The organism is Pseudomonas sp. GW821-FHT01D09 (assembly GCF_059422465.1).
Genome location: NZ_JBWKWY010000006.1, coordinates 147,565 through 171,062 on the forward strand (window position 1 = coordinate 147,565; position 23,498 = coordinate 171,062).

General features: G+C 53.9%; 18 protein-coding genes and 1 pseudogene. 2 read left to right on the top strand and 17 right to left on the bottom strand.

The features are described from left to right. Positions 1-31 precede the first annotated feature (31 nt). From AC07W7_RS09200 to AC07W7_RS09265, 14 genes are all read right to left on the bottom strand, one after another. Positions 32-1,297: an MFS transporter gene (locus AC07W7_RS09200; protein WP_495039162.1), complete on the bottom strand. Its 1,266-nt coding sequence runs from the start codon at positions 1,295-1,297 to the stop codon at positions 32-34. A 1-nt stretch (position 1,298) separates the two neighbouring features. After that, positions 1,299-2,279 carry a HesA/MoeB/ThiF family protein gene (locus AC07W7_RS09205; protein ID WP_495039163.1) on the bottom strand — a complete coding sequence of 327 codons (981 nt, stop codon included), beginning with the start codon at positions 2,277-2,279 and terminating at the stop codon, positions 1,299-1,301. Then, positions 2,272-3,702 carry a hypothetical protein gene (locus AC07W7_RS09210; protein ID WP_495039164.1) on the bottom strand — a complete coding sequence of 477 codons (1,431 nt, stop codon included), beginning with the start codon at positions 3,700-3,702 and terminating at the stop codon, positions 2,272-2,274. The genes AC07W7_RS09205 and AC07W7_RS09210 overlap by 8 nt, the downstream gene beginning before the upstream one ends. Positions 3,703-3,729: 27 nt before the next feature. Next, positions 3,730-4,962 (bottom strand): hypothetical protein, encoded by a 1,233-nt coding sequence (locus AC07W7_RS09215; protein ID WP_495039165.1) that lies wholly within the window; start codon positions 4,960-4,962, stop codon positions 3,730-3,732. 169 nt (positions 4,963-5,131) lie between these two features. After that, positions 5,132-6,112: a cupin-like domain-containing protein gene (locus AC07W7_RS09220; RefSeq protein ID WP_495039166.1), complete on the bottom strand. Its 981-nt coding sequence runs from the start codon at positions 6,110-6,112 to the stop codon at positions 5,132-5,134. 89 nt (positions 6,113-6,201) lie between these two features. After that, positions 6,202-6,342: a hypothetical protein gene (locus AC07W7_RS09225; protein ID WP_495039167.1), complete on the bottom strand. Its 141-nt coding sequence runs from the start codon at positions 6,340-6,342 to the stop codon at positions 6,202-6,204. Positions 6,343-6,758: 416 nt separating this feature from the next. Further along, positions 6,759-8,174 (bottom strand): efflux transporter outer membrane subunit, encoded by a 1,416-nt coding sequence (locus tag AC07W7_RS09230; protein ID WP_495039168.1) that lies wholly within the window; start codon positions 8,172-8,174, stop codon positions 6,759-6,761. Further along, positions 8,171-11,350: an efflux RND transporter permease subunit gene (locus AC07W7_RS09235; protein ID WP_076960876.1), complete on the bottom strand. Its 3,180-nt coding sequence runs from the start codon at positions 11,348-11,350 to the stop codon at positions 8,171-8,173. The genes AC07W7_RS09230 and AC07W7_RS09235 overlap by 4 nt, the downstream gene beginning before the upstream one ends. Before the next feature lie 15 nt (positions 11,351-11,365). Beyond that, positions 11,366-12,613, bottom strand: a complete 1,248-nt coding sequence (gene mexE / locus AC07W7_RS09240) for a multidrug efflux RND transporter periplasmic adaptor subunit MexE (protein ID WP_076961133.1) — start codon at positions 12,611-12,613, stop codon at positions 11,366-11,368. 242 nt (positions 12,614-12,855) lie between these two features. Beyond that, positions 12,856-13,818: an arsenic resistance protein gene (locus AC07W7_RS09245; RefSeq protein WP_495039169.1), complete on the bottom strand. Its 963-nt coding sequence runs from the start codon at positions 13,816-13,818 to the stop codon at positions 12,856-12,858. A 62-nt stretch (positions 13,819-13,880) separates the two neighbouring features. Continuing rightward, positions 13,881-14,507 (bottom strand): LysE family translocator, encoded by a 627-nt coding sequence (locus tag AC07W7_RS09250; RefSeq protein WP_495039170.1) that lies wholly within the window; start codon positions 14,505-14,507, stop codon positions 13,881-13,883. Positions 14,508-14,603: 96 nt separating this feature from the next. Continuing rightward, positions 14,604-16,016: an ArnT family glycosyltransferase gene (locus tag AC07W7_RS09255; protein ID WP_495039171.1), complete on the bottom strand. Its 1,413-nt coding sequence runs from the start codon at positions 16,014-16,016 to the stop codon at positions 14,604-14,606. Continuing rightward, a complete protein-coding gene (locus AC07W7_RS09260) occupies positions 16,016-17,002 on the bottom strand; it encodes a glycosyltransferase family 2 protein (protein WP_236309530.1) in 987 nt (328 codons plus the stop codon). The genes AC07W7_RS09255 and AC07W7_RS09260 overlap by 1 nt, the downstream gene beginning before the upstream one ends. Beyond that, a complete protein-coding gene (locus AC07W7_RS09265) occupies positions 16,983-17,390 on the bottom strand; it encodes a GtrA family protein (protein ID WP_076960880.1) in 408 nt (135 codons plus the stop codon). Before AC07W7_RS09265 ends, AC07W7_RS09260 begins: the two co-directional genes overlap by 20 nt. A gap of 871 nt (positions 17,391-18,261) precedes the next feature. Here AC07W7_RS09265 and AC07W7_RS09270 point away from each other — a divergent pair. Next, positions 18,262-18,546, top strand: a pseudogene (locus tag AC07W7_RS09270) (HAMP domain-containing protein); the annotation flags it as partial. Positions 18,547-18,678: 132 nt separating this feature from the next. Further along, positions 18,679-19,404, top strand: coding sequence for a methyl-accepting chemotaxis protein (locus AC07W7_RS09275; RefSeq protein WP_413469161.1), 726 nt, complete (start codon positions 18,679-18,681; stop codon positions 19,402-19,404). Between the two features lie 59 nt (positions 19,405-19,463). On the opposite strand, the gene AC07W7_RS09280 is transcribed toward AC07W7_RS09275, so the two are convergent. The 3 genes from AC07W7_RS09280 to AC07W7_RS09290 all read right to left on the bottom strand — a co-directional run bounded on the left by AC07W7_RS09280 (position 19,464) and on the right by AC07W7_RS09290 (position 23,463). Then, entirely contained in the window at positions 19,464-20,501 is a 1,038-nt protein-coding gene (locus tag AC07W7_RS09280; RefSeq protein WP_495039172.1) for a fimbrial protein, read from the bottom strand. A 169-nt stretch (positions 20,502-20,670) separates the two neighbouring features. Next, entirely contained in the window at positions 20,671-22,083 is a 1,413-nt protein-coding gene (locus AC07W7_RS09285; protein ID WP_495039173.1) for an amidase, read from the bottom strand. A gap of 87 nt (positions 22,084-22,170) precedes the next feature. Beyond that, complete coding sequence (locus AC07W7_RS09290; RefSeq protein WP_169902209.1) at positions 22,171-23,463, bottom strand: MFS transporter; 1,293 nt, start codon at positions 23,461-23,463, stop codon at positions 22,171-22,173. Between the last annotated feature and the right edge of the window lie 35 nt (positions 23,464-23,498).

Sequence of the window (23,498 nt, forward strand, 5' to 3'; positions counted from 1 at the left end):
AAAAGCGTTATGCCACGCGCCTGGAGAGCGTCTAGAAAATCCGGGACGATTCAGGCTTAGTGTTTTTTAAGTGGTTTTTTTGTCCACCTATCAGCAATGTTATACTTACACCAAACAAACCAACAAGGCAGGAAGCGGCAACTATAATCAGCGTTAACGAAAAATCATATCGATCTAATAGTCCGCCGAAAACAGTGTAGGAGATGCCAATAATAACTGAGTTAACTAGATTTGCAACAGAGAGGCAAGATGCTCGGATGCGTGACTCGACATTGTCATGAATATACGTTTCATATGACGTCTCATATATGGCAGGGAGCGACATGATCAGAAGAAAGCTGGCAATTGAAATAACTATTCCGATATTCAACGATAAAATGAAAAGAAGAAAAGTAACTGCAAGAGTAGTGGTGATAGCAATGATGCCGAGAGAGAATCTGGAACAAATAAAACCAGCAGCCATAAACATGACTGCCGATATCGCTTCAACGCCAGCATAAATGCCAGCAATCATAGGCACGTCTAAACCCTGAATGGAGAAAAATGGTTGGCCATAGATAAATAAAGGGATCGTTGAAAGCTCGAATAAAGCATAGCCAATAAATAAAGGTATAAGAAAGGCACCTTTTTTAGAACGGAAAAAATCAATTAGCAAAGTGAAAATACCCTCTGTATTTTCATTGCTCCTGCTGCTTCTTTTATTGGCGTCCAGTGAGATAGGCGGGAGCTTGATTTCGGGGATAAATGTTACAGCAAGGGCCCCGGCAAGTTTTGATATCGCAAAAAAAATATAAACGCTGTTCCAGGACCAAGTATCTTGTAGTATGCCCCCAAGAAGCATGGATAAACCTAAGGAAACTGCACCAATAGCGCGAGCGCGTGATAATATTTTAGGATATTCTTCAGCTCGATGTTCAGCTAGTAAGTTATCGTATAGTAATGCCCTGTCTGAACCGGAGCCCATAGCAATACTGGCACCGAACAGGCAAAATATAATTGCGAAAGGAATAAAAGAGGAAAATAGCAAAAAACCAATGCCACTTATAAATAATCCTAGGAAACCGATTATAAGAGAGCATTTACGACCATGTCGATCTGCGAGCAAACCAGATGGAACCTCTAACGCTACAGAAGAAAAGAATAAAAAAGATTGAAGAATGCCTATTTCTCCTTGCGTTATACCGAGTTGCAGCAGGTAAAGTACAAACAAGCTTCTCTGAACATCCAAGTTAAGAAATATGGACAAGGAGTAATATAAGTTGTCGTTTTTATTTTTTAGAATTTTGAGTGTGCCCATTTTATTTGAATACCTGCTTTTTTGTAAGCTCAAAAGATTTAAAGTTTAAGCTTAAGGTGCATGCATCTACTTTTGAAGGGCCAATGTTTGCCAAATATTGAAAAGCTTCCCAAGCTAAAAGGTTAGCAACAATCGAATTTGTTATCCCGTTGGACGGAAAACGTGCTGGAACAATTATTTTTTTACAAATACGGTGTGCTTTTCTAATCCAGCGTAAATAAGCTTGAAATGAAGATCTATCTTTGAGAAGTGGTCCAAGTATACCGTTGTTAATGCCAACGGCACCGAACAGCGCGGATGCGCCTATTTTTAATGCTGCGTTAGCTACGTAACTCTGAATAGCGCCTTTAGGTTCGTCAGCGCAACATATTATTAAATTCGCCCCCTTGGCCAACTCCGCTAATTGCTTACTGGAAGTTATCTCGGATATAATGGACTTGGCGTTGACTACTTTTTGATTCTCTATTAATCGTCGAGCAAGTATGTCTGCCTTATATTGGCCAATATCGTGGGCGCTAAAAACAAATTGACGATTAAGATTGTCCATGCTCACTTTGTCGAAATCAATAAGAACAAAAGAACCAACACCTGAACCTGCAAGACTTTGTGCAACTAAAGATCCGGTACCACCGCATCCAACAACTACTATTGATGAGTTTTTTAGCTGTTGACTCATTTCTTGGTTTGGTGCAATAGCTTCATTCCATGACCATTGGATAGCCTGTAACGGAGTCATTCCATAAGGAGGGGCCGCATGAATGAGATTAGCATTTTTTAGTTTTAGAAGAAGGCTTCCTTCTGGCTCATTATCAAGTTCCAACACAACTCCTGCTGTACTAAGTAGATAAAACAGTTTGGTTATGTCGGAGTTATGGGGTTTGATGTTTTTTATGCCGCTCTCTGCGATCAACTTAAGTTGATTGTCTTCACTAATGACGACAACATCACCACGTAATACCCATTGACTTTCTTTTTTAAGCAAGAGAGGAGTCCTCTGTTATATTTTTAACAAACATAGCCATCGGCCTATAAACCGTTTCAGCCAACAGCATGGGTAAAACGTCATTGCTGGATTTGGAGTAAAGCTTCAAAAAAAGAGACTTAATAAAATTTATGGATTCAGCGGAGGTATGCAAACCAGATATTTTTCTTTGAAAGAGAATTAGACGCAAACTTTTTTCACTTGCAGCATCTACAATCAGGAGCTTCAATGTTTTTTTTTCTTCATCTGTGAGTTCTTGCCAGAGTTGATTGCACTCGATAGTGAGGTGAAGTGATTTTTCTTTGTTTTTTTGTCGTGGTTCAACAAATGCTTGCAGTAAATTTTCTGCGTGGCTCATTATTTCAAACGGGCTATTTAACCGTTGATAACTTGCGAGAATTGGGAAAGAGTAATATGAAGAAAATGCAGACCACGATAATAGTGTTTTTGTATTTGGATTGGGGATTATATCTAGTGCCTTAGTTAGTCCAATGCCACGATATTGTGGATGTACAATGACCCGAAATGATTGCAATACATATTTGTTGACTTCTGAGAACTCAGGGAATATCTCAAATGCTTTTGGCCATGGACGAACACACAAATTAACACCAATCAACTCTCCTTTAGAGTAAGCAGTGACGACATGATCAACAAGAGGTGCTAACATATCAATATCATTCGGGTTGTCATTTTCATAATGATAGCGAGAAAGTTTTTTATAGTCGTCTATAGTGCCTCTTTTAATTTTTATTTCTAGTTTTTCTAATATATTTGTGTTTTTTATTTTCTTTTTAAAAAAGCAATGTTTTCCATTCGAGCAAAGCTCAATATGAATATCAGGTTTTAAAAAATCGACAATATCATCATGGCAACTTGCAATAAAAGCACTTTGCTTATTCGATCGAAGAATTTTCCCTAAATTTATAGCGATAATTTGGGCTGTACGCCTATCCAATCGTGTAGTGAACTCGTCAAGGATAAGCGGTCCTGCTTCTTGGAGCAAAGCTAACGCAATAAGGAAACGTTCTTTTTGTCCATCAGATAGGTGAGAGAAAGGGCCAATCAAGATACGTGGTTCTCCCAACCCAAACTTTGAAAGATAGCGGATGACCTCGCCTGCACTTGCACAAGATATAATTTCCGCAATAGACCTCTTTTTATCAATATGATTTGGTACTTTTCTTATGGCTAAAAAATGCCGAGAAATATCTTTTAATAATAAGCTTTTGCCTACACCACTTACTCCCGTTATTAGAATGATTCCATGGGCAGGGATCTCTAAGTTTGATAATGATTCCATCCATCCGTCTTCTGATAGGCCAAAGGTTTTAATTATATCTTGGCAAATTTTGCTCGAATTATTCAGTGGCGGAATATGTAGGTCTACTTTTGTATTTATCATATTTGTAGTGTGGCTCATATTAGCTTATTAGCTGCAGTAGGCATATTAATTGCTGGAATTAATATTGCTCAAGCAAATACTTGGAATAGCACCAATCATCACGCTTGGACATAAATCGTCCAATAAACTATCAAGCAATTGTGTATGTGCATTGCTAAATGTAGATGATTTTAATGTGTTGGCATATAATTTTTGGGCTTGTGATTCACTTCGCCAGGCAGGACATAATATTAATGAGGCATATCTACCCCAGGCATCATTAGTTGGCCCAGAAACTATCATTAGTCGCATGTCAGCTTTAACTTTAGGGTTTGAATAGCTGTCAGAGATGGGAATGCAAGGTATGCCATTTTTATGAAGAGTCGTCGCAATAGACCAGGCTACTGTAGCATTAGGATAATAATCGGAAAATGCTAGAATAAGACCGTTTTTCGATGCTATAGGCGACCAATTTAGAATTGTTAAGCTTTTTAGCGGTGCTGGATCATCAGATGGTGTAGCGATCCTTGCCCAACCTACATGTTCTCCGCAGTTGGTCGTTTTTAAAATATTCTTAATTTCTTTACGAAGTGATTTTTTATTCTCTCCAATAAGCTCGCCTGAAAAAACTAAAATACCTCTAAGAGATGTTTTCTTAACAATGCGTTGCCCATTTGTTGATGGAGTTGAGTTAAATGGAGTAGCAGTGTCTGCAGTCTGATTAATAATTCCTTTTTCGTAAAGCGTGACATTCTCTTCAGGGTTGCGAACAACTTCTATAAGAATAGAAGGGATGCTATTGTAGGGGCAAAAAGCCTCCCACCGATTTGGAGCGATTTCACAAATTTGTCGTGCTCCTGGCCATTTATCAGTACGGAACGGTATCCAAGCAGGAGATGAGAGTAATCCTTCAAAGGCTGGAACTTTTTCCTGGAATCTGATAATGGCACTACCATCTTGTGTTAATCCAAACTTTGCTTTACTCATGATCAGGTGACGGACAATGATATCATGATTAGCTAGATAGTTAAGTCCGTTCAAATAATCTTTTCCTGAAATATTATCCAGTTTGCAGGTGTTATTAGCTTTGGGGGAAAGAGTGTATGTACATCCCTCATCTTTAATGTTTATATCGCAGCCGCCCTCTATGCTCACGTTTGGGAGTGGTGCAGACAATGGCGCTCTTGGAGGAAGCGCTCCCAAACTCGCTATTTGTAGAGCACCGTAGTTACGAGGAGATTTTAATGGTCCAGGAGGTGCGTCTACAGCAATTCTGATTAGTTCGTTGTTCTTCACCATACAGCCTCCTTACTTTCTTGGTGCTAGTCTACCAATAGTATTTAATTATCATGATTTACGGGTTGAATTATTTGCTAGCAATACATATGGCATGCTTTGCAAAAAAAACGCTTGAAAATAATATTCAATTAATTTTCTATTGGTTTGGGATTTTTTAATATGTTGTTTCTTAGCTGCTAGGATCCTGCGGATAATAACTTCTTAGGTAGTCTTCAGACTTTTTTGCTGATTTTTTAAGGAACATAATATAGTTTTCTTCATGCTCAATAAAACCACCAATTTTATGAGACAAGGGCGGGGGTAGTATTTTCTCTGCTTTAAATAGTTCTTCCCTAGCATCTCTTCCTAAATTTTCTATTTTACTTAGTATGGGCAGAACAAATCCACGTATTTGCTGTTCAAAAAGTGGAAATCTATAGGTGTCTACATGTAAATTTTGAACAGCGATAGTGAACCCACAGTTGACTACGTTATGCCACCATCCAGGCGGAATATAAAATGCGTCTCCTTCTGATATTGCACCTTCAAAAATATCGGCACCTTGCTCGAGCACTTCATTAGCAATTTCAGGATTAAATAAGTCCTGTCCATTTGAAACTGCAAATGTGTGCGATGGCGACACCATACGTGCTTTTTTTTCACCGACAATCATGGTTAACACAGAATTAACGAAAAAAGAATCTGTATGGAGAGGGCTTGATACATGTCGATAGCCAATAATCAAATTTGTCGGTGGTATTGAAATCGACGGCGGTAGTTTGTATAACCAGTTATCAGGAAAACAAGGCAGGGTCATATCTATATCATTTAGAAGCTCAGGAAATTCTTTATGATAGATCCAGCCGCCCAGATACGGTAAATCAACGTCATTATCAAAATAATTATTTTTTTCTGCTAGATATATATATTTCCGCAGGAGCATTTTAATTTGGTTTTTATATGGTTCTTGCTGTTTTGTCTTGTAGTAGCAAACAGGTACTTTAATATGCCCATAATTTTTTTTGAAAAAATCTGCAGACCAACGCTTAATCGCGGGCCAATCCTTACCCATTCCTTTTAGAATGACTGGCTTTTCATTCATAAGGTATTTTTTTTGAAAAAGATTTACATCTCTAGCATTAATGCTTTCAAGAGGAATTATATTTGACAAGGGGGGGCTCCTTGCTTGAATGTTTTTACTGATTTTTTAAAAAGGTCAAACTAATGAATGACCTTTTTTACCATAGTTCTAGCGAATCGTTAACAACGACTAAAAACAGCTTGAAGCATCAGTTCATCATCTGCTAAGTCCATGAAGAAAGAGATATCTTCATTTTTATTGGTGGCAGAGTAGGTATTGTCTGGTTCTGGTGCATATTCAATCGTTTCTTCATTTTTCATTTTTTATTCTCATTGTTGATTGATGAGGTGGTAGCAGTTTTAGCTGATTTGACGTTTCGGTCCAGAATAACGCGGAGACCCTAAATTAAAATTATCAGGGGCGCATAATTTATGAACTAATCAACGCCACCTGAGTAAAAACTATGTTGTCGGTATTGTGCAAGTGTTATGTGTCAGTGTGTCTGTGATAAGAGTAACAACTGTTGCGATACAAACGCATCGATAAAAAATATTTAAACCTGATACGCCAGATGCAGCACGGTATTAGGAAATTACTTACCAATGGCTTCTTGTTCGTCTTACAGAAATAACGTTCAATATTTTAGGACGCCCCAAACAAAAAAAGCCCCATGACCGAATGGACCACGGGGCTAAAAATTGGTTGGATGCGACCAACCAAAGGAGCTCTGTCTACATCATTGGCGGCTGGCGACCACCGTTTCGGGCTGCCAGCCACCACCCAGTGCCTTGTAGATCGCCACGATGCCGCGATACAGGTCCACTTCGGCCAGGGCCTGGGCGTCTTCGGCGAGCAGGCGCTCGCGCTGGGCGTCGAGTAGCACGAGGAAGTCGGCGGTGCCTTCGCGGTAGCGGATCTCGGCCAGGTCGGCGGCGGCGCGGCTGGATTCGCTCTGGCGGATCAGCGAGACCAGGCGCTGCTGGCGCTTGCCGTAGTCGCTGAAGGCGTTCTCTGACTCTTCCAAGGCCAGCAAGACTTGCTGCTCGTAGGTGGCCAGGGCGCCATCGGCCTCGGCATCGGCACCGCGCAAACGCGCGCGTACGCTGCCCAGGTCAAAGGCGGCCCAGGTGATGCTCGGGCCCAGGGCCCAGGCATTGGCGGCCGATGAACCGATCTGCGAACCGCGGCCAGCCGTAAACCCGAGGAAACCACTGAGGCTGACCCGTGGAAACAGGTCGGCCTTGGCCACGCCGATACGCGCGGTGGCGGCTGCCAGTTTGCGTTCGGCGCTGAGAATGTCTGGGCGCCGTTGCAGCAGTTGCCCCGGGTCGCCAATCGGCAAGGCCTTGGCAATCGCCGGCAGGTTGGCCGGGCTCAGGTCCACTGTGAGTTTGTCCGGGCGCTGGCCGAGCAGGGTGGCGATGCGATTGCGCTCGCGCACTTGCTCGGCCTGCAATTGCGGCACGCTGGCCTCGACCGCCGCCAGGCGTGCATCGGCACGCACCACGTCCAGTTGGTCGCCGACGCCGGCATCGCGCAGGCTTTCGGTGATGGTGCGCGAATCCTGCTGGTTCTTCAGGTTGGCCAGGGCGATTTTTTCCCGCAGTTGCGCGCCGCGCAGTTGGCCGTAGGCGTCCACCAGTTCGGCAATCATCGTGACTTGCAGTTGGTAGAGGTCGGCCTCGGCCGCTTGCTGGTCGGCGTCACTGGCTTGCAGGTTACGTTGGATACGGCCAAACAGGTCCAGCTCCCAGGCCATGTCCAGGCCCAGGTCATAGCGCTCGCTACTGACCCGGCGGGTAGTCTGGCCGGGGATCTGGCCCTTGGCCAAATCACTGCTGGCACGGCTGGTGATGGTTGGCATTGCATCATTGCTGGCGTCATCGCGAATCGCCCGGGCGGCCCGCAGGCGGGCAAAGGCGACCCGCAAGTCACGGTTGCCACTCAACGACTGGAGGACCAACTGGTTAAGGGTCGGGTCCTCGAACTGCTGCCACCAGATGCCTTCAAACTTGGCGTGGTCGTACTGCCGGGCATCGGCGGCGGCGGTGATAGTGGCCGCCTCCAATGGCTGGGTTTTATAGTCCGGGCCCACGGCACAGGCGCTGAGCGCCAACACCAGCAGGCTCGGCAGGAACACCTTCACACTCATTGCTGTGTCTCCAGCTTCAAGGCCTTGGCCGCTTTGCGCGCATCGCTGCGCTCCACATAACGACGGATCAACACGTAGAACACGGGCGTCAGCAACAGGCCGAAGAAAGTCACCCCGATCATCCCGGAGAACACGGCCACACCCATGGCATGACGCATCTCGGCACCCGCGCCGCTGGAGAGCACCAGGGGCACCACGCCCATGATGAAGGCGAACGAGGTCATCAGGATCGGCCGCAGACGCAGGCGGCAGGCTTCCAGCACCGCAGCCAGCGGGTCGAGGCCTTCTTGCTGTTTATCCTTGGCGAATTCGACAATCAGAATCGCGTTCTTACAGGCCAGGCCCACCAGGACGATCAAGCCGATCTGGGTAAAGATGTTGTTGTCGCCACCGGACAGAATCACCCCGGTAATGGCCGACAGCAGGGTCATCGGCACAATCAGGATCACCGCCAGTGGAAGGCTCCAGCTTTCGTATTGGGCGGCCAGTACCAGGAACGCCAGCAAGACACACAGCGGGAACACGAACAGCGCGGTATTGCCCGAGAGGATTTGCTGATAGGTCAGGTCGGTCCACTCGTAGGTCATGCCGTTGGGCAGTTCCTCTTTCAACAGTTTCTCGATCGCCTCTTGCGCCTGGCCCGAGCTGTAGCCGGGGGCGGCGTTGCCGTTGATCTCGGCAGTGATAAAGCCGTTGTAGTGCATCACGCGGTCCGGCCCCGAGGTGTCGCTGACCTTGATAAAGGTCGCCAGCGGGATCATCTCGCCCTTGTTGTTGCGCACTTTCAACTGGCCGATCTGCTCGTCTTCAAGACGGAACTGCTGCTCGGCCTGGACGTTGACCTGGTAGGTACGGCCAAAGCGGTTGAAGTCGTTGGCATACAACGAGCCCAGGTAGATCTGCAGGGTGTCGAAGATGTCGCTGATCGCCACGCCGTGGGTCTTGGCCTTTTCACGGTCGATGGCGGCATCGACCTGGGGCACGTTGACCGTGTAGCTGGTGAACAGGCCAAACAGTTCCGGCACGTTGTGGCTCTTGGTGATGATGTTCTGCACTTCTTTGTACAGTTCCTCGTAGCCCAGGTTGCCGCGGTCTTCGACTTGCAGGCGGAACCCGCCGATGGTGCCCAGGCCCTGTACCGGCGGCGGTGGGAAGATCGCCATGTAGGCTTCCTGGATATCGGCGTACTTGCCGTTCAGGGCGCCCGCGATTGCACCGGCGGACATACTCGCGTCCTTGCGCTGGTCAAACGGCTTCAAGGTCACGAACACAATGCCGCTGTTGGGGCTGTTGGTGAAACCGTTGATCGACAGGCCAGGGAAAGCCACGGCGCTTTCCACACCCGGTTGCTTGAGGGCGATATCCGACATGCGCTTGATCACATCTTCGGTGCGATCCAGGCTGGAAGCGTCCGGCAGTTGGGCGAAGGCCACCAGGTATTGCTTGTCCTGGGCCGGGACGAAACCGGTCGGGGTGTGGGCAAAGCCAAACCAGGTCAGGACCATCAGGCCGGCATACAGGAACAGGGCGATGCCACTGCCACGGATCACCCGGCGCACGGTGCTGACGTAGCCGCCGCTGGCCCGCTCGAAGAAGCGGTTGAACGGGCGGAACAGCCAGCCTCCGAACAGCTTGTCGAGCACCTTGGAGAAGCGATCCTTGGGCGCGTCATGGCTGCGCAGCAACACGGCGGCCAGGGCCGGGGACAAGGTCAGGGAGTTGAAGGCCGAGATCACGGTGGAAATCGCAATGGTCAAGGCAAACTGCTTGTAGAACTGCCCGGTCAGGCCACTGATAAAGGCCGCCGGAACAAACACCGCACACAGCACCAACGCGGTGGCAATGATCGGGCCGGTCACTTCGCTCATGGCTTTTTCGGTGGCCGGGAACGGTTCCAGGCCCAGCTCGATATTACGTTCGACGTTCTCCACCACCACAATGGCGTCGTCCACCACGATACCGATGGCCAGCACCAGGCCGAACAGTGACAGCGCATTGAGCGAGAAGCCAAACAGGTGCATCACGGCAAAGGTGCCGATCAACGAGACCGGTACGGCCACCAGCGGAATGATCGAGGCGCGCCAGGTCTGCAAGAACAGGATCACCACCAGCACCACGAGGACCAGGGCTTCAAACAGGGTATGCACCACGGCCTCGATGGAGCCACGCACGAAGATGGTCGGGTCATAGACGATGCTGAAGTCCATGCCTTCGGGGAAGCTCTTTTTCAGCTCCGCCATCTTGTCGCGCACTTCGTTGGAGATCTGGATCGCGTTGGAGCCAGGGCGCTGGAAGATCGGCAGTGCGACCGCCGGCTGGTTGTTGAGCAATGAGCGCAAGGCGTATTGGCTGGAGCCCAATTCGACCCGGGCAATGTCCTTGAGGCGGGTGATTTCACCGTTATCGCCGGCACGGATAATGATGTTCTCGAACTCGTCCTCGGTGACCAGGCGCCCCTGGGTGTTGACGGACAGCTGGAAGCTGGTGGCCGTCGGCGCGGGTGGCGCGCCCAGCGCACCGGCCGCTACCTGGCGGTTCTGTTCGCGGATCGCGGTCACCACATCGGTGGCGGTCAGGTTGCGCGAGGCGGTCTTGTTCGGATCCAGCCACACCCGCAACGAGTAGTCGCCCATACCGAACAACTGCACATCACCGACACCCCCCAGGCGCGCCAGCTCATCCTTGATATTGAGGATGGCGTAGTTGGACAGGTAGAGCATGTCGTAGCGCTGGTCCGGGGAGGTCAAGTGCACCACCATGGTCAGGTCGGGAGAGGCCTTGTCCACGGTGATCCCGATGCGCGTCACTTCTTCCGGCAGTTTGGGCTGGGTGCGGGTCACCCGGTTCTGCACCTGCACCTGTGCATTGTCCAGGTCAGTGCCCAGGGCGAAGGTGATGGTCAGGGTGAGCTTGCCGTCGGCGGTCGACTGCGAGGACATGTAGAGCATGTTCTCGACGCCGGTGATTGCCTGTTCCAGCGGCGCGGCCACGGTTTCCCCGATGACCTTGGGGTTGGCGCCGGGGAAGTTGGCACGCACGACCACGGTCGGCGGCACCACTTCCGGGTATTCGCTGATCGGTAATTGGAACAGCGAAATCGCGCCGGCGATCAGGATCAGCAGCGACAGGACCGCTGCGAAGATCGGCCGCGAAATGAAGAACTTGGAAAAATTCATCTTGTGTGTAGTCCCTTAACCGCGTGGAGTCGTGACACTGGCGAGCTTGGACGCGGTTTTATTTTGCGGGGCGACTTGTTCCAGGTTGCTGGCTTCAAGCGCTTGTCGTTGTTTGGCCAAGGCGGCGAGGGTGGCCTGGCTGGCCATCGGGACGGTTTGCGGGGCGACCGGCGATCCCGGGCGTACCCGCTGCAGGCCCTTGACGATAATGGTGTCGTCCTTGCTCAAGCCGCTGCGCACGATACGCAGGCCTTCGATCTTCGGCCCCAGTTCCACGGCGCGGTAGGCCGCCTTGTTGTCGCCCTCCATCACCAGCACGAATTTCTTGCCCAGGTCGGTGCCCACGGCTTCGTCAGTGATCAACACGGCGGAGTAGGTGCCGCTGCCCACCAATTTCAGGCGCGCATACAGGCCGGGAGTGAAACGCCCGTCAGTGTTATCGAACACGGCACGGCCACGGATGGTGCCGGTGGCCGGGTTGACCTGGTTGTCGACAAAGTTCATCTGGCCCAGGTGCGGGTTGCCGTCTTCATTGGACAGGCCCAGGTACACCGGGGTGGTCGCGCCGCGACGGCCCTGGCGCGCCAGTTCGGTGTATTTGAGGTACACACGTTCATCGGCGTCGAAATAGGCGTAGACCTTGTCGGTGGAGACCACGCTGGTCAACTCGGTGACATCGGCGGTGACCAGGTTGCCGGCGGTGATCGCGGCACGGCTGACACGGCCACTGATGGGCGAGGTGACCCGGGTGAAACTCAGGTTCAGGCGGGCCAGGTCCAGTTGTGCCTGGATCCCGGCCACGGCAGCGCGGGCTTCCTGGGCGGCGGTGGTGCGCGAGTCGGCCAGTTCGGCGGAAATCGCATTGCTCTGGCGCAGGCGCTCGCCACGCTGGGCCTCGTTGTCACTGCGCGAGGCGGCGGCGCGGGTTTGTTGCAACTGGGCTTCAAGGCGACGCACTTCAGCCTGGAACGGACGCGGGTCGATCTGGAACAGCAGATCGCCTTTTTTCACCAGCGCGCCCTCGGTAAAGGCTACCTGATCGATCTGGCCCGACACGCGTGGACGGATTTGCACGGTTTCCGGCGCTTCCAGGCGGCCGGTGAATTCATCCCATTCGTTGACCGGTTGTTCCAGGACCTTGGCAACGCTGACTTTGCTGGCGGGCATGGCAGCGGCCTGCTCGGGGGCCTTGCCGCATGCGCTTAACACCAGCACGGCCAAAAGGGCCAGGGGATAGCGCAAATGTTTGAGTGACTGTTCCATGAGGTGCATCCGCCAATCTATTTGAGATGGGCGGATCATGCTCGGCCTGTGTGCTATCTCACGAATCGAATGAAACAAAGGTAACTATCATTCGGAATGATATAAGCGTCAGCCAAGCCTTCTAGGATGGGGGTTTTGTTAGGGGGCTATCAATCCCATTGATGACAAGACACTGTTGCGCGAACTGCAACCCAGCAAAACGCCGGCTTGCTGGTACGCTGGCATGCGACACGGGCGCAACCCTAGCGGCTGCGCCAGACCAGGGCCGGGATGAGGCGGATATAAATCAGCTCAAACACCAGCTCGATCAAGGTCTGGGTGATGACGGCAGCGGCGGCCAGCGCGCGGAGCTCTTCCGGCAGCGCCAGCGCCAGCGGCAGGACCACCAGCGAGTTGCGGGTTGCGCTGCTGAACGTAACCGAACGCGCGGTGGTTGCCGGCAAACCAAAGGCCCGGGCCGTCAGCGCCCCAATCACGGGGGCCAGCAGCATGAAGCCTAAATAGACGGGCACCACCGGCAGCAACTGTGCAAACGCCTGCGCAACCAAGGCGATCTGCGACCCCATCACCACGATCAACACCGCCGCCATGGCCGGCACGGGCATCCACGCCCAGGCGTCGTTCCAGCGTTCGACCAGGCGCGAGCGCCGGGCCCCGGCGCCGGTCAGCACCGCCAGCAGCAGTGGCAGCACGATCAGCAGCAAAAAGGCCTCGACAAACGGGCCGATGGCGATCGCCACCGCCGCGTCGCCGGCCGGTATCAACGCCAGGTACAGCGGCAGCAGCGCCAATTGCAGCAACAGCAAGACCGGGGTGGCGGCCAGCGTCAGCCGGGCATCGCCTTTGCCAAGATGGGTAAACACCACCACGTAGTCGATGCACGGCGTGAGCAGCACCAGCAATGCGCCGATCAGGATGGCCGGCCGGTCGTTCAAGCCGAGGGTCAGGCCCCAGACCAGCAGCGGGATCAACACAAAGTTGGCGACCAGCAGCGCCGCCATAAAGCGTTTGTTGGCAAGCCCCTGGCGCAGTTGCAGAAACGGGATCTGCAGGAACATGGCGTACATCAGCACGGCAATTGCCGGGGTTACCAGGGCGCCAAGACCCGGTGCGGCCTGCGGGGCGAGCAGGCCTGCGAGGGCCGCGCCGATAACGGCGACGAGGTAGACGGGGATCTGGTTCTGCTCAAGTTGCTCTCGGGTCACGGGGTGTCCTGGTCACGGAGGCGGGGCGGTCTGCGCCGTACAGGGTAACCGAAACAAGGCCCTTATTTTTGACTGAGTGCCGCCACCGAAAGCCCGGACGCGACGAAGGTCAGTCCGGCCCCCACATTCAACCCATTGACGACTTTGGGCTTGCGCTGCAACCACGTCGAGAGGCGTGTCGCAAAAATCCCCATGAGCGCGAAGCCCAGGGCGGTCAACGCGGCGAACCAGGCACCGTAGACCATCATTTGCAGCGTGACCGAGCCCAGTGACGGGTTGACGAATTGCGGAATGAACGCGAGCACAAACAGCCCAGGCTTAGGGTTCAGCGCCGCCGACAGGAAGCCAGTGAGGAAGATGCTGTTGAGCGGTTGCCGTGCTGCCGGCTTGAAGTTGATCAGGCTGTGCGAACGCAAGACCTTGATGCCCAGCCACAACAGGTAGCTGGCGCCGATGACCTTGACGACCCAGAAGGCCACGGCAGAGGTTTGCATCAACAAGGTCAAGCCCAATGAGGCCGTGATCACATGAAACACAATCCCGGTGCCCGATGCGAGCCCCGAAACGGCCGCCGCCATGCGCCCCTGGCTCAGGCCCCTGGCGATGGCCAGCAGGTTGTCCGGGCCGGGGGAGAGCACCAGCAACAGGCAGGCGGCGGTATAGGTCAGCCAGATATCCAGGGGGAACATAACGACAGTCCTTTTCGTCAGGGCGAAGGCAGCTATCCTGCTCCCGCGGGCGCCCCGAGATCAAGAGCGCTGTCGCCACCGCCCAAGCCGGTGTGCTCAGGCAGGAGGCTTGAGCGGTTCGCACCTGAACAACACACTCTGGCTGGCACGCAGCTGTTCGACACAGTTGAACGGCTGCAAGGCCTGGAGGCCACGCTTGAGGTCGCGTTCACGACGGGCGATATAGAACCTGGGGTCATCTGGCAGGGTGCTGAAGTCCTTTACCTGGCGAGCCTGGCCATTGGTATAGAACTCCCCCGCATAGGAGCGACGGCCCCAGTAGTAAAGGTTTCCAGGCTTGCTTGCCTGCAATTGCTGCCAGGCGTTGGCAAGGTCGCGCTGGTTGTTCGGCCGGTCAAAGACGCGGCCATCGATGGCGGCAATCGGCAGCCACACCGGCAGCAGCAGTGCCAGGCTCAACCCGGTGACGGTTTTGCCGGTACGCCAAGGCCCGTGATTGAGTACGCCCGCCAGCAACAGGCTCCAGGCTGGCAGCGACGGCAGCAGGTAAGTCCACAGGATATTGCCGGAGAACGTGAAAAACACCGGTGTGGCCAGGGCCCACAGGGCAATGAACGCGTAGTAGCGCCCCGCCAGTGCCGAGCGTCGAAAACCAAAGTAAAGCGCGGGCAACAGCAGCGTCCATGGGAAAAAGGCGAGCAACAGGTCCAGCCAGATCGCCCCGATTGGCCGGGCATGGGCACTGCCGTACAAGTCGCCGGCCCAATCACTGACCACATAGCGTTTCCAATGCTCTCCCACGAGGAAGTAATCGAGAAAACCAGGCGTACGCTGTTCGGCAATCAGGTACCAGGGCACGGCGATCAGCAGCATCAGCAAGAGGCCGGTGATCCAGGGCAAGCGCCAAAACGCGCGCCATGGGCGGTAGCAGAGGGTCCAGATGAGCGCTGGAATCGCCACCAACACGACCGCCAACGGCCCCTTCGCCAGCAGCCCAAGCCCCAGCCCGGCAAACCCGGCCAGCGCCCAGCGCCGGTCCCCCTGGGTTATGCCGCGCCAAAAACCATAGCTGGCCAGCAATACCGAGAAACTCAGCGCCGGGTCGGTCAACACCACACCGGCCGACAACAGGCCGAGGGTCGAACTGGAAAAGATAATCGCCGCCAAGAGCGCGGTTTTTTCGTCCACTTGCTCACGGGCAAAACGGATGATGAGCAGGCAACTGGCAACATGAAACAGCCATGCCGGAAAGCGAATGGCGAATTCATTGATGCCCAGCAGCTTCATGCCCAGCGCCTGGCTCCAGAACGACAGCGGTGGCTTGCCCCAAAAAGGCACATCCACCTGGAACAGTGGGGTTACCCAGTTCCCGAGGACCAGCATCTTGCGCGCCATTTCAGCGTAACGGGCTTCGGAGGTGTCCATCAGCGGGTAGAGGCCCAGGCTGGCCAGGCGCAGGCCCAAAATGGCAATCAATAGCAGCCATAGCGTACGGGTTGTCATGGTCATCAGTGCTTTTCTTGTTCACGAGGAGGGGTTGGGCAGGTGTGTTCTGGCCGCTTGGGGGCTTCGCCGAGCAGGTTGTTGAGCAGATAAATGGGGCGTTGCCGGACCTCGCTCAGCGTGGCCCCCAGGTATTCGCCGATCATGGCGATGCCCAGGGCAATAAACGCGGCAATGCCCATGATCACGTGATGGGAGCTGACGGTGCTGACGCTCATCTGATGGATGAGAAAGACCAGGGTCGCGACAAAAATCACCAGGCTGAGCAGGCTGAACCAGCGCAACGGCTTGCGCGAAAGCGCCAAGACACCTTCGATGCCCAGGTCGATCAATGCCAGCGGCCCCCACTTGCTGAGGCCGGCACTGCGCGGCTCACGGTCGTAGGGCAACTCGATGGTATTGAACCCCAGCCAACTGATCAGGCCTTTCATGAAGCGTGTGCGCTCTGGCATGGCTCGCAACGCTGCCAGGGGCGCAGGGCCGATCAGGCGGAAGTCGCTGACGTCGGCGGGAACATCAAACTTATCGGCCAGGAAGTTCATCAGTTTGTAGTAGAGATGGGCACTGATGCGTTTGCTTGAGGTATCCGATAGACGACTGCGGCGCTGCATATTGACAATATCGCTGCCGGCAAGCCAATGATGAACCATTAATGGAATAAGTTCGGGTGGGTCTTGCAAGTCGGCATCAATAAATAACACCGCATTCCCGGCCGCGTAATCCAGACCGGCGACCATGGCCGCTTCCTTGCCGAAATTGCGGCTTAGATTCAGGCATCGAACTCCGGGCGTCTGGCAATAACCGTCCAGTAAAGACAGCGTTCCATCGCGGCTGCCATCATTCACGTACAACACTTCGTGGTGAATGCTTAGTGTCTTGAGTACTGCCATGAGACGTTTATGAAAGATCGGAAGTACCTTGGCTTCGTTATAACAGCAGATAACCACACTGAGCAGCGGGCGAGGGGGGCGCTCAGGTCTTGACGGGTTCATGGCGAAAGCTCCAGTACTGATTGATTCGATAAGTGATCAACGTCAGGGCGAGGGTGGTCATCACTTGCATCGGCCAAAGGTGCTGGGGCCAGAGCTCCAGCAGGACGGCCATCAGCGCCAGGTTTGCGCAGTTATAGGCGAGGGCCGTGATGCAAAAACGCAACCATTGATAAGCGTCGGGTGGGTGGTTTTTTGTAAACGTCCAGCGTTTATTGCCTTGGTAACTTACGGCGGTTCCGGCTATGGCTCCCAGCAGCGTCGCAATGAGTGCCGGTAGAACCTGCGACAATAACAAAAGTGTTATGTAATGAGTGCCGGTGGCAAGTATTCCAACTGTTAAATAGCAAGGTAGGGGGGTGTAAGTGTCACGGTATGCAGGGGGCTTCATCGAAAGAACTACGCGTATTCAAGAGTCTGTGTGGCGTTGACTTTAACTATTTATGGGCGCCAGCGTGTGAAAAAAGTGTTTAATAACGCTGATATTACCAAAGTGTAATTTTGGTGTTGGTTGACTGTAAGAGTTTGCGAGTTATAGCCGAAAAAGCACTGTTGTTTATTCCAGTGGTCCGCGTTTTCTACCTGGCGCTTGACGACTCCCTGGGGGGCGAGTGGATGGGCTCGGTCGTGGCTACGGAGCGCCAGTCTCAAAAGACACCGAGACCTAAATCGCCATTACCGCAGCGAAAACCTGCAAGTAGGCTTAAATCATGGGTAGCGAACGCGTCGATGTGTTTTACACGACAGCCATCAGCACCTTGTTTTAGTCCATAACCGCAGAGGGTTCAGGGATGTCGATAAAACTACGTCTGTTATTACTGATCGGCACCAGTGTGCTCACGGTTCTTATCATCAGCCTGGTGAACTACCTGGGGAATGCGCGCATGGAGGCGGCGATGATTGACAGTGAGGTCAGCATGACCGCATTGAGCAATCACCTGGAGGCCGACATGATGCACGACGCGCTGCGCGCCGATGTGCTGTCGGCGATGCTGGTGGGGCTGGGCAAAAGTGTCAGCAGCCGGGAGCAAGTGCAGGAAGCCATCACTGAACATGCGGGGCATTTTCGCAAGGCGCTGAGTGATAACCTCGGACTTCCCCTCAACGACACCCTCAAGAGCGCGCTGAGCGGTATCAAGCCCAGCCTCGACACGTACATTGCCTCGGGTGAGCGGATTGTCAGTGTGGCGATGGACGATCCCGTCGCCGCGCAACAAGAGCTGGGCGCCTTTACCAGCGCGTTCACCCAGCTGGAAGGCCAGATGGCCAGTTTGAGCGAGCTGATCGAAAACAACTCCAAGGCCAGTGGCGAGCAGACCCGTCAAACCGTGCGCAGCGCCAACTTCACCCTCGGCGTGGTGCTGGTGTTGTGCCTGTTGTTACTGAGCGCCCAAGGCTATTGGGTTACCCGCAGCATCATGCGGCCGTTGCAATTGGCGCGGCAGATTGCCGAGAGCATTGCCCACGGCAACCTCAGCGAATCGATTCCCGAAGCTGTCGGCCGCGATGAGGCCAGTATGCTGATCCGCAGCCTGGCGGTCATGCAGCATGACTTGCGCGGCATGATTGAGGCGGTGCGCAACAACGCCCAGGGCATCACCCGTATGAGCCAGCAGTTGAGCAGCGGTTGCCATGAGGTGGCCGTCAGCAGCCAGCAGCAGAGTTCGGCGGCGGGGACCATGTCGGCCGCCACCAGTCAAATGACCGCCAGCATCGAGGAAATCACCCGGCATGCCGTGCACGCCCTGGAAATGGCCAACCAGGCCGAAACCCTGGCCAAGAACGGTGGGCAGGTCATTCACCAGGTCGTGAGCGATATGGACGGCATCGCCCAGTCGGCGCAACAATCGGCCCAGGTGATCCGCACACTGGACAAGGAGTCCGAAGGGATCTACAGCATTATCCAGGTGATCAAGGGCATCGCCGACCAGACCAACCTGCTGGCGCTCAACGCGGCCATCGAAGCCGCCCGCGCTGGCGAGCAGGGCCGCGGTTTTGCCGTAGTGGCCGACGAAGTGCGCAGCCTGGCGGGGCGCACCAGTGCTTCCACCCAGGAAATCGCCAGCATGGTCTCGCGCATCCAGCAAAGTACCCGCGAGGCGGTGACCAGCATGGAAGCCGGTGTGGCCCAGGTGGATAAAGGCATGGCGGTCACGGCCGATGTGGAACGTGCGATTCGCGAGATTCTGGATGCGACGTTGAACACCACACAACTGGTCCACGACATCACGCGCACCATTGGCGAACAAAGCCTGGCCAGTAATGAAATTGCGCATCAGGTCGAGATGATTGCCGGGATGTCGGAGGGCAATACCCGGGTGATTGGCCAGACGGCGGGGACGACGGATGAGTTGTCGGCACTGGCGGGGCAGTTGGCGCAGTCGGTGGGGCGGTTTCGGCTTTGAGGGGGGCGGGCGTTGTCAGCAATGTACGGCGCCCCAAGGCGCTAACGCTTAGGGTTGGTTCAAAGGTAACTCATGATGAACCAGAGCTCTGCGTTGGCAGTTCCAGGGACCATCCCTGGATCGAACCCGCCTTTACTTCCCGTTTGTAGTATCCGAATGTATCGCCCAGCTAATGGGATGGTAAAACTCCCTCCTGAAGCTGAATAGTTGCCTGCGGTGTAGTCTTGGTCGAAGACAACAGGTTCTTCGTTCTCGCCGAGTATTTGCAAAGCCAAACCTTTAGCCTTTGAGCTTTGATTTAAACTAATCGTCCCGTTAAATACATCTTGCACAGGGCTGCCCGGCGTTGTTTTCAAGGAATAGGTGACTTTGTTCATGCCTGTCGGGCAGTTGTTAGCCTTGATATTGAACTGTACCGATTTGGAATAAGCCCCCATCGTTGGAAATGAGCTGATATCGTGAGGCCCCATGTCGACTTGAACGTCCGGCGTTTCGCATGATTGTGGAATTACGGACGTTCCAGCACCAATAATTTCCATGGCTAATGGTTCGGTTCCGCCTATAGCGTCGCGGCCGAGGATGCCAGGAGCAATTCGGGAGTTAGAAATATTTCCAATTTTCATTAATCGAATCGCATGAGAGGTCCCGTTGTAACCAAAACCACCCACCTTTTGCTTTATTGAGCCTGGAAAGCCTTTTAACAGCTTATCGGTATCAATACGTAACCATTGCCAAGCGATTCCCGTATCTCCAATTGGGAATGTAACGGCGTCGGGTACGGTAGAACCAACACTATTTATCACGCCTTTGCTGGATTCACTCGTGCACTTAAACGAGCTTGCAACGTTCTGAAGTGTGCTGGGTGGGCTTTCATATAAAACGGTCCCGTTCGGCGCGTCGCGTGGAAGCGATATTGTAAGGGGGAGCGTAAATTTGACTGTGCTTTGCTGGTGACCCGGATAAAAAGAGCATGTTGCCGCTGTCGCGTTCCACGATAAAATTAACAGTGCAGTAAGGGTCGCTGGTTTTAGTATGTCCATCATCAAAAAGCTCATTGTAAAAATTGTTTGTTGCATTTGGCGACTCAGGGCGTGCATTGCCGTTCCTTACAGTAGCCTGCTACGCCAGTAATCTATCTGGTCAGATCCGAAGTTAGAATCAGATGATTCTTATTGTTTTGTGATGATGACGTCAGGCGGCCGCAGCAGAGGCTGCATTGGCCTGACTGGAGGCGTGCCGCTAGATGCTGCTCGGATGGCTCCCGGCTTAAAGCCCCCACCGCTCAAGCGCAGGCTTGCGCGCGTCAAGCAAGAGTGAAGGTGCCATCGCGCTCGCTATTTTCAGCAAGTGCATGTCGGTAGACACCGGGGATAGCAGCTGCACGCCAATCGGCATCTGGGCTTCATCGAAACCGGCTGGCAGGGCGATTGCTGGAGTGCCGAGGTAATTACCCGCTCGGCTGAACTGGCCAATACTGGCGTGGTGGGTGTCTTCGTCATCAAGGGGCAAGGCACCGTGACCGCTGACAGGCATCAACAATACACCGGATAAACCGATCGCTCGTGTGAAGGCCTCGGCTGCCTTGGCACGCTGTGCAATGGCGTGTTCGTAGGCGTCGCGGCTGATATCCGCGCCCGCCAGGATTCGATGGCGTACCACCTTCCAGAGTAGCTGCGCGGGGTCATGCGCAAGGTGCCCAAACTGGCGATAGCCCTCATAGGCAATGATCATCGAGTTGCACTCGGAAAGCTGGCCGATATCCAACTCAGCCTGGGGAGCCCAGTTCTCGAGCGTCCAGCCGGCCGCGTGCAGATTGACCAATACCTGATCCCAGACCCGGCGGGTGCCCATGGACAGCGCACTGGGGAACGCCCCCTGGTCCAGTACGAACACTGTGCCCGGCGTGGCGGGCAGTAGCTTGCTAGCAAGTTCAGACTGAACGTTCAGCCCAGTGCCGGTAGACGGGCTGGCCATGATGGCTGTGAGCGCATGGGCGTCGTCAACGTCGCGGGCGATGGGGCCCAGCACGTCCAGGCTTGGTGCCAGTGGAACGACACCGTCGACGCTGATGAGTCCGCTGGACGGCTTGAAGCCGACCAAATGATTCAGCGAGGCGGGAGCGCGTATCGATCCGCCGGTATCCCCACCGACGGCAATCGGGGCAAGCCCGGCGGCGACAGCGACCGCCGCGCCTGAAGAGGATCCGCCCGGGGCACGCTGCTGCTTGGCGTCCCAGGGGTTCCAGGGCGTGCCTCGGGTCGGGTTTTGTCCAGATAAGCCGAAGGCAAACTCGGTCATCTGGGTCTTGCCCAGGATCACCATGCCGGCCGCCTGTAATCGTTGCACGACGGTGCTGGTCGCGGAACTGATAGCCGTCAGGCGGCTTAACGAACCTGCCGAGGCCAGGGTGTTGGCGATTTCGATATTGTCCTTGATGGCCACCGGCACGCCATGCAATGGGCTCAAGGAGTGACCGGTATCGAGCGCACTGTCGGCGGCATCGGCTGCCGCCAAGGCTTGCTCCGGGAACACGACCGTGAAGGCGTTAAGCGCACTGCTGCGGGCAATACGGTCGAGAAAATATTGCGTGACGGCGCGCGAGGTGATCTGCCGGGTCGCGATCAGATGGGCAATCTGCCGGGCAGTCTGGAAACAAAGGGCTTCGGATTGTTCGCGCATAATGTCTGGGTTCTAAGATGGGTGAGTCGGTATCCCCGTGTTCGACGGTCGTTGACGGGGATTGCATCGCGTTGTTCGAGCCAGTGCCTATTTCAGTGACTTTCCGGCGGTCTCTGGCATTTTGATGAAGGTCACAAGGGTGAGCGCGGCGCCTGCGAGCACGTAATAGAAGAACCAGCTCTCTTGGCCATGGCTCTGCAACCAGGTCAGCAGGTAAGGCGTCGTACCGCCGAGCAAGGCCACCATCAGGTTGTAGGGCGCACCAATGCCGACGGCGCGCACGCTGCTGGGGAACTGCTCGGACATGATGGCTGGCGCGATCGAGGTATAAAGCGCGTAGAGCAACAGGCCGAACAGCTCCACCATCAGGATCGACGAGAACGTCGGCTGCATGTTGGTAATGATCGGGTAGAAGAACAGCAGGTAACCCAGGGCAAAAGCGATCAGTTGCGGCTTGCGCCCGAACTTGTCAGAGAGCATGCCGAAAAGTGGGTGCACGAGCATGAACGCGACCATGGCAACCGTATTGGCCGCAAAGGCTGTCGAAGACGCTACGTGCAGCGCCCGGATGGCATAGGTTGGGATGTAGATAACGAACAGGTAAAAGGCAAATGTGCTGAGGATCGAAAAGCCCACAATGCGCAGGGTCTCGCGCGGATAATCGCGCAGCAGGGTGCGTAGCGGCTGCTTTTCTACCTTATTGGGGGGTTGCGGCGTGGAGGCTTCAGCTTCAGGCACCGACATCCGCAGCCAAATGCCTGCGATACCGCCCAGGGCGCCGAGCAGGAACGGAATGCGCCAGCCGAACTCTCTCATCTGCTCGTCGGTGAGCAGGGTGGTCAGGGCCCAGCCGATCGCCGATGCGGTCAGAATGCCAGCGGCGGAGCTGAAGAAGACAAAGCTCGAAAAGAAGCCGCGACGGTGATCTGGCGCTAACTCGGCCAGGTAAGTAGAGGCGGACGCGTATTCACCGCCCAGCGACAAGCCTTGCATCAGTCGCGCGATCACCAGCAAAAACGGGGCGAGCAGACCGATCTGCTCGTAGGTGGGGGTAATGCCGATCATCAGTGAGCCGCCGGCCATCAGCATGATGGTGACCCCCAATGCGGATTTGCGGCCATAGCGATCCGAGTAGATGCCTAGCGCCCAGCCACCGATTGGACGCATGAAGAAACCGACGGCGAAAATAGCGAACGTCGCCAGTAAGGACGCCGTTTCGTCAGTTTTCGGAAAAAATTGTGTTGAAAAGAACACCGCGAACGACGCATAGATCGTCCAGTCGAACCACTCCACTGCATTGCCAATGCTGCCTGCCGCAATTTTACGCGCGGTGGATACCTGCGGCTTTACCGCTTGGGACGTTTGAGTCGCATAATTCATTGGCTTGTGCCTTTGGTTTTGAATTTTAATTATTT

Bases quoted from the DNA above. Each gene is read 5' to 3' on its own strand.
- AC07W7_RS09200 (WP_495039162.1), bottom strand. From the start codon at position 1,297: ATGGGCACACTCAAAATTCTAAAAAATAAAAACGACAACTTATATTAC.
- AC07W7_RS09215 (WP_495039165.1), bottom strand. From the start codon at position 4,962: ATGGTGAAGAACAACGAACTAATCAGAATTGCTGTAGACGCACCTCCT.
- AC07W7_RS09285 (WP_495039173.1), bottom strand. From the start codon at position 22,083: ATGCGCGAACAATCCGAAGCCCTTTGTTTCCAGACTGCCCGGCAGATT.
- AC07W7_RS09225 (WP_495039167.1), bottom strand. From the start codon at position 6,342: ATGAAAAATGAAGAAACGATTGAATATGCACCAGAACCAGACAATACC.
- AC07W7_RS09235 (WP_076960876.1), bottom strand. From the start codon at position 11,350: ATGAATTTTTCCAAGTTCTTCATTTCGCGGCCGATCTTCGCAGCGGTC.
- AC07W7_RS09265 (WP_076960880.1), bottom strand. From the start codon at position 17,390: ATGAAGCCCCCTGCATACCGTGACACTTACACCCCCCTACCTTGCTAT.
- AC07W7_RS09260 (WP_236309530.1), bottom strand. From the start codon at position 17,002: ATGAACCCGTCAAGACCTGAGCGCCCCCCTCGCCCGCTGCTCAGTGTG.
- AC07W7_RS09210 (WP_495039164.1), bottom strand. From the start codon at position 3,702: ATGAGCCACACTACAAATATGATAAATACAAAAGTAGACCTACATATT.
- AC07W7_RS09280 (WP_495039172.1), bottom strand. From the start codon at position 20,501: ATGCACGCCCTGAGTCGCCAAATGCAACAAACAATTTTTACAATGAGC.
- mexE (WP_076961133.1), bottom strand. From the start codon at position 12,613: ATGGAACAGTCACTCAAACATTTGCGCTATCCCCTGGCCCTTTTGGCC.
- AC07W7_RS09230 (WP_495039168.1), bottom strand. From the start codon at position 8,174: ATGAGTGTGAAGGTGTTCCTGCCGAGCCTGCTGGTGTTGGCGCTCAGC.
- AC07W7_RS09250 (WP_495039170.1), bottom strand. From the start codon at position 14,507: ATGTTCCCCCTGGATATCTGGCTGACCTATACCGCCGCCTGCCTGTTG.
- AC07W7_RS09255 (WP_495039171.1), bottom strand. From the start codon at position 16,016: ATGACCATGACAACCCGTACGCTATGGCTGCTATTGATTGCCATTTTG.
- AC07W7_RS09275 (WP_413469161.1), top strand. From the start codon at position 18,679: ATGTCGGCCGCCACCAGTCAAATGACCGCCAGCATCGAGGAAATCACC.
- AC07W7_RS09290 (WP_169902209.1), bottom strand. From the start codon at position 23,463: ATGAATTATGCGACTCAAACGTCCCAAGCGGTAAAGCCGCAGGTATCC.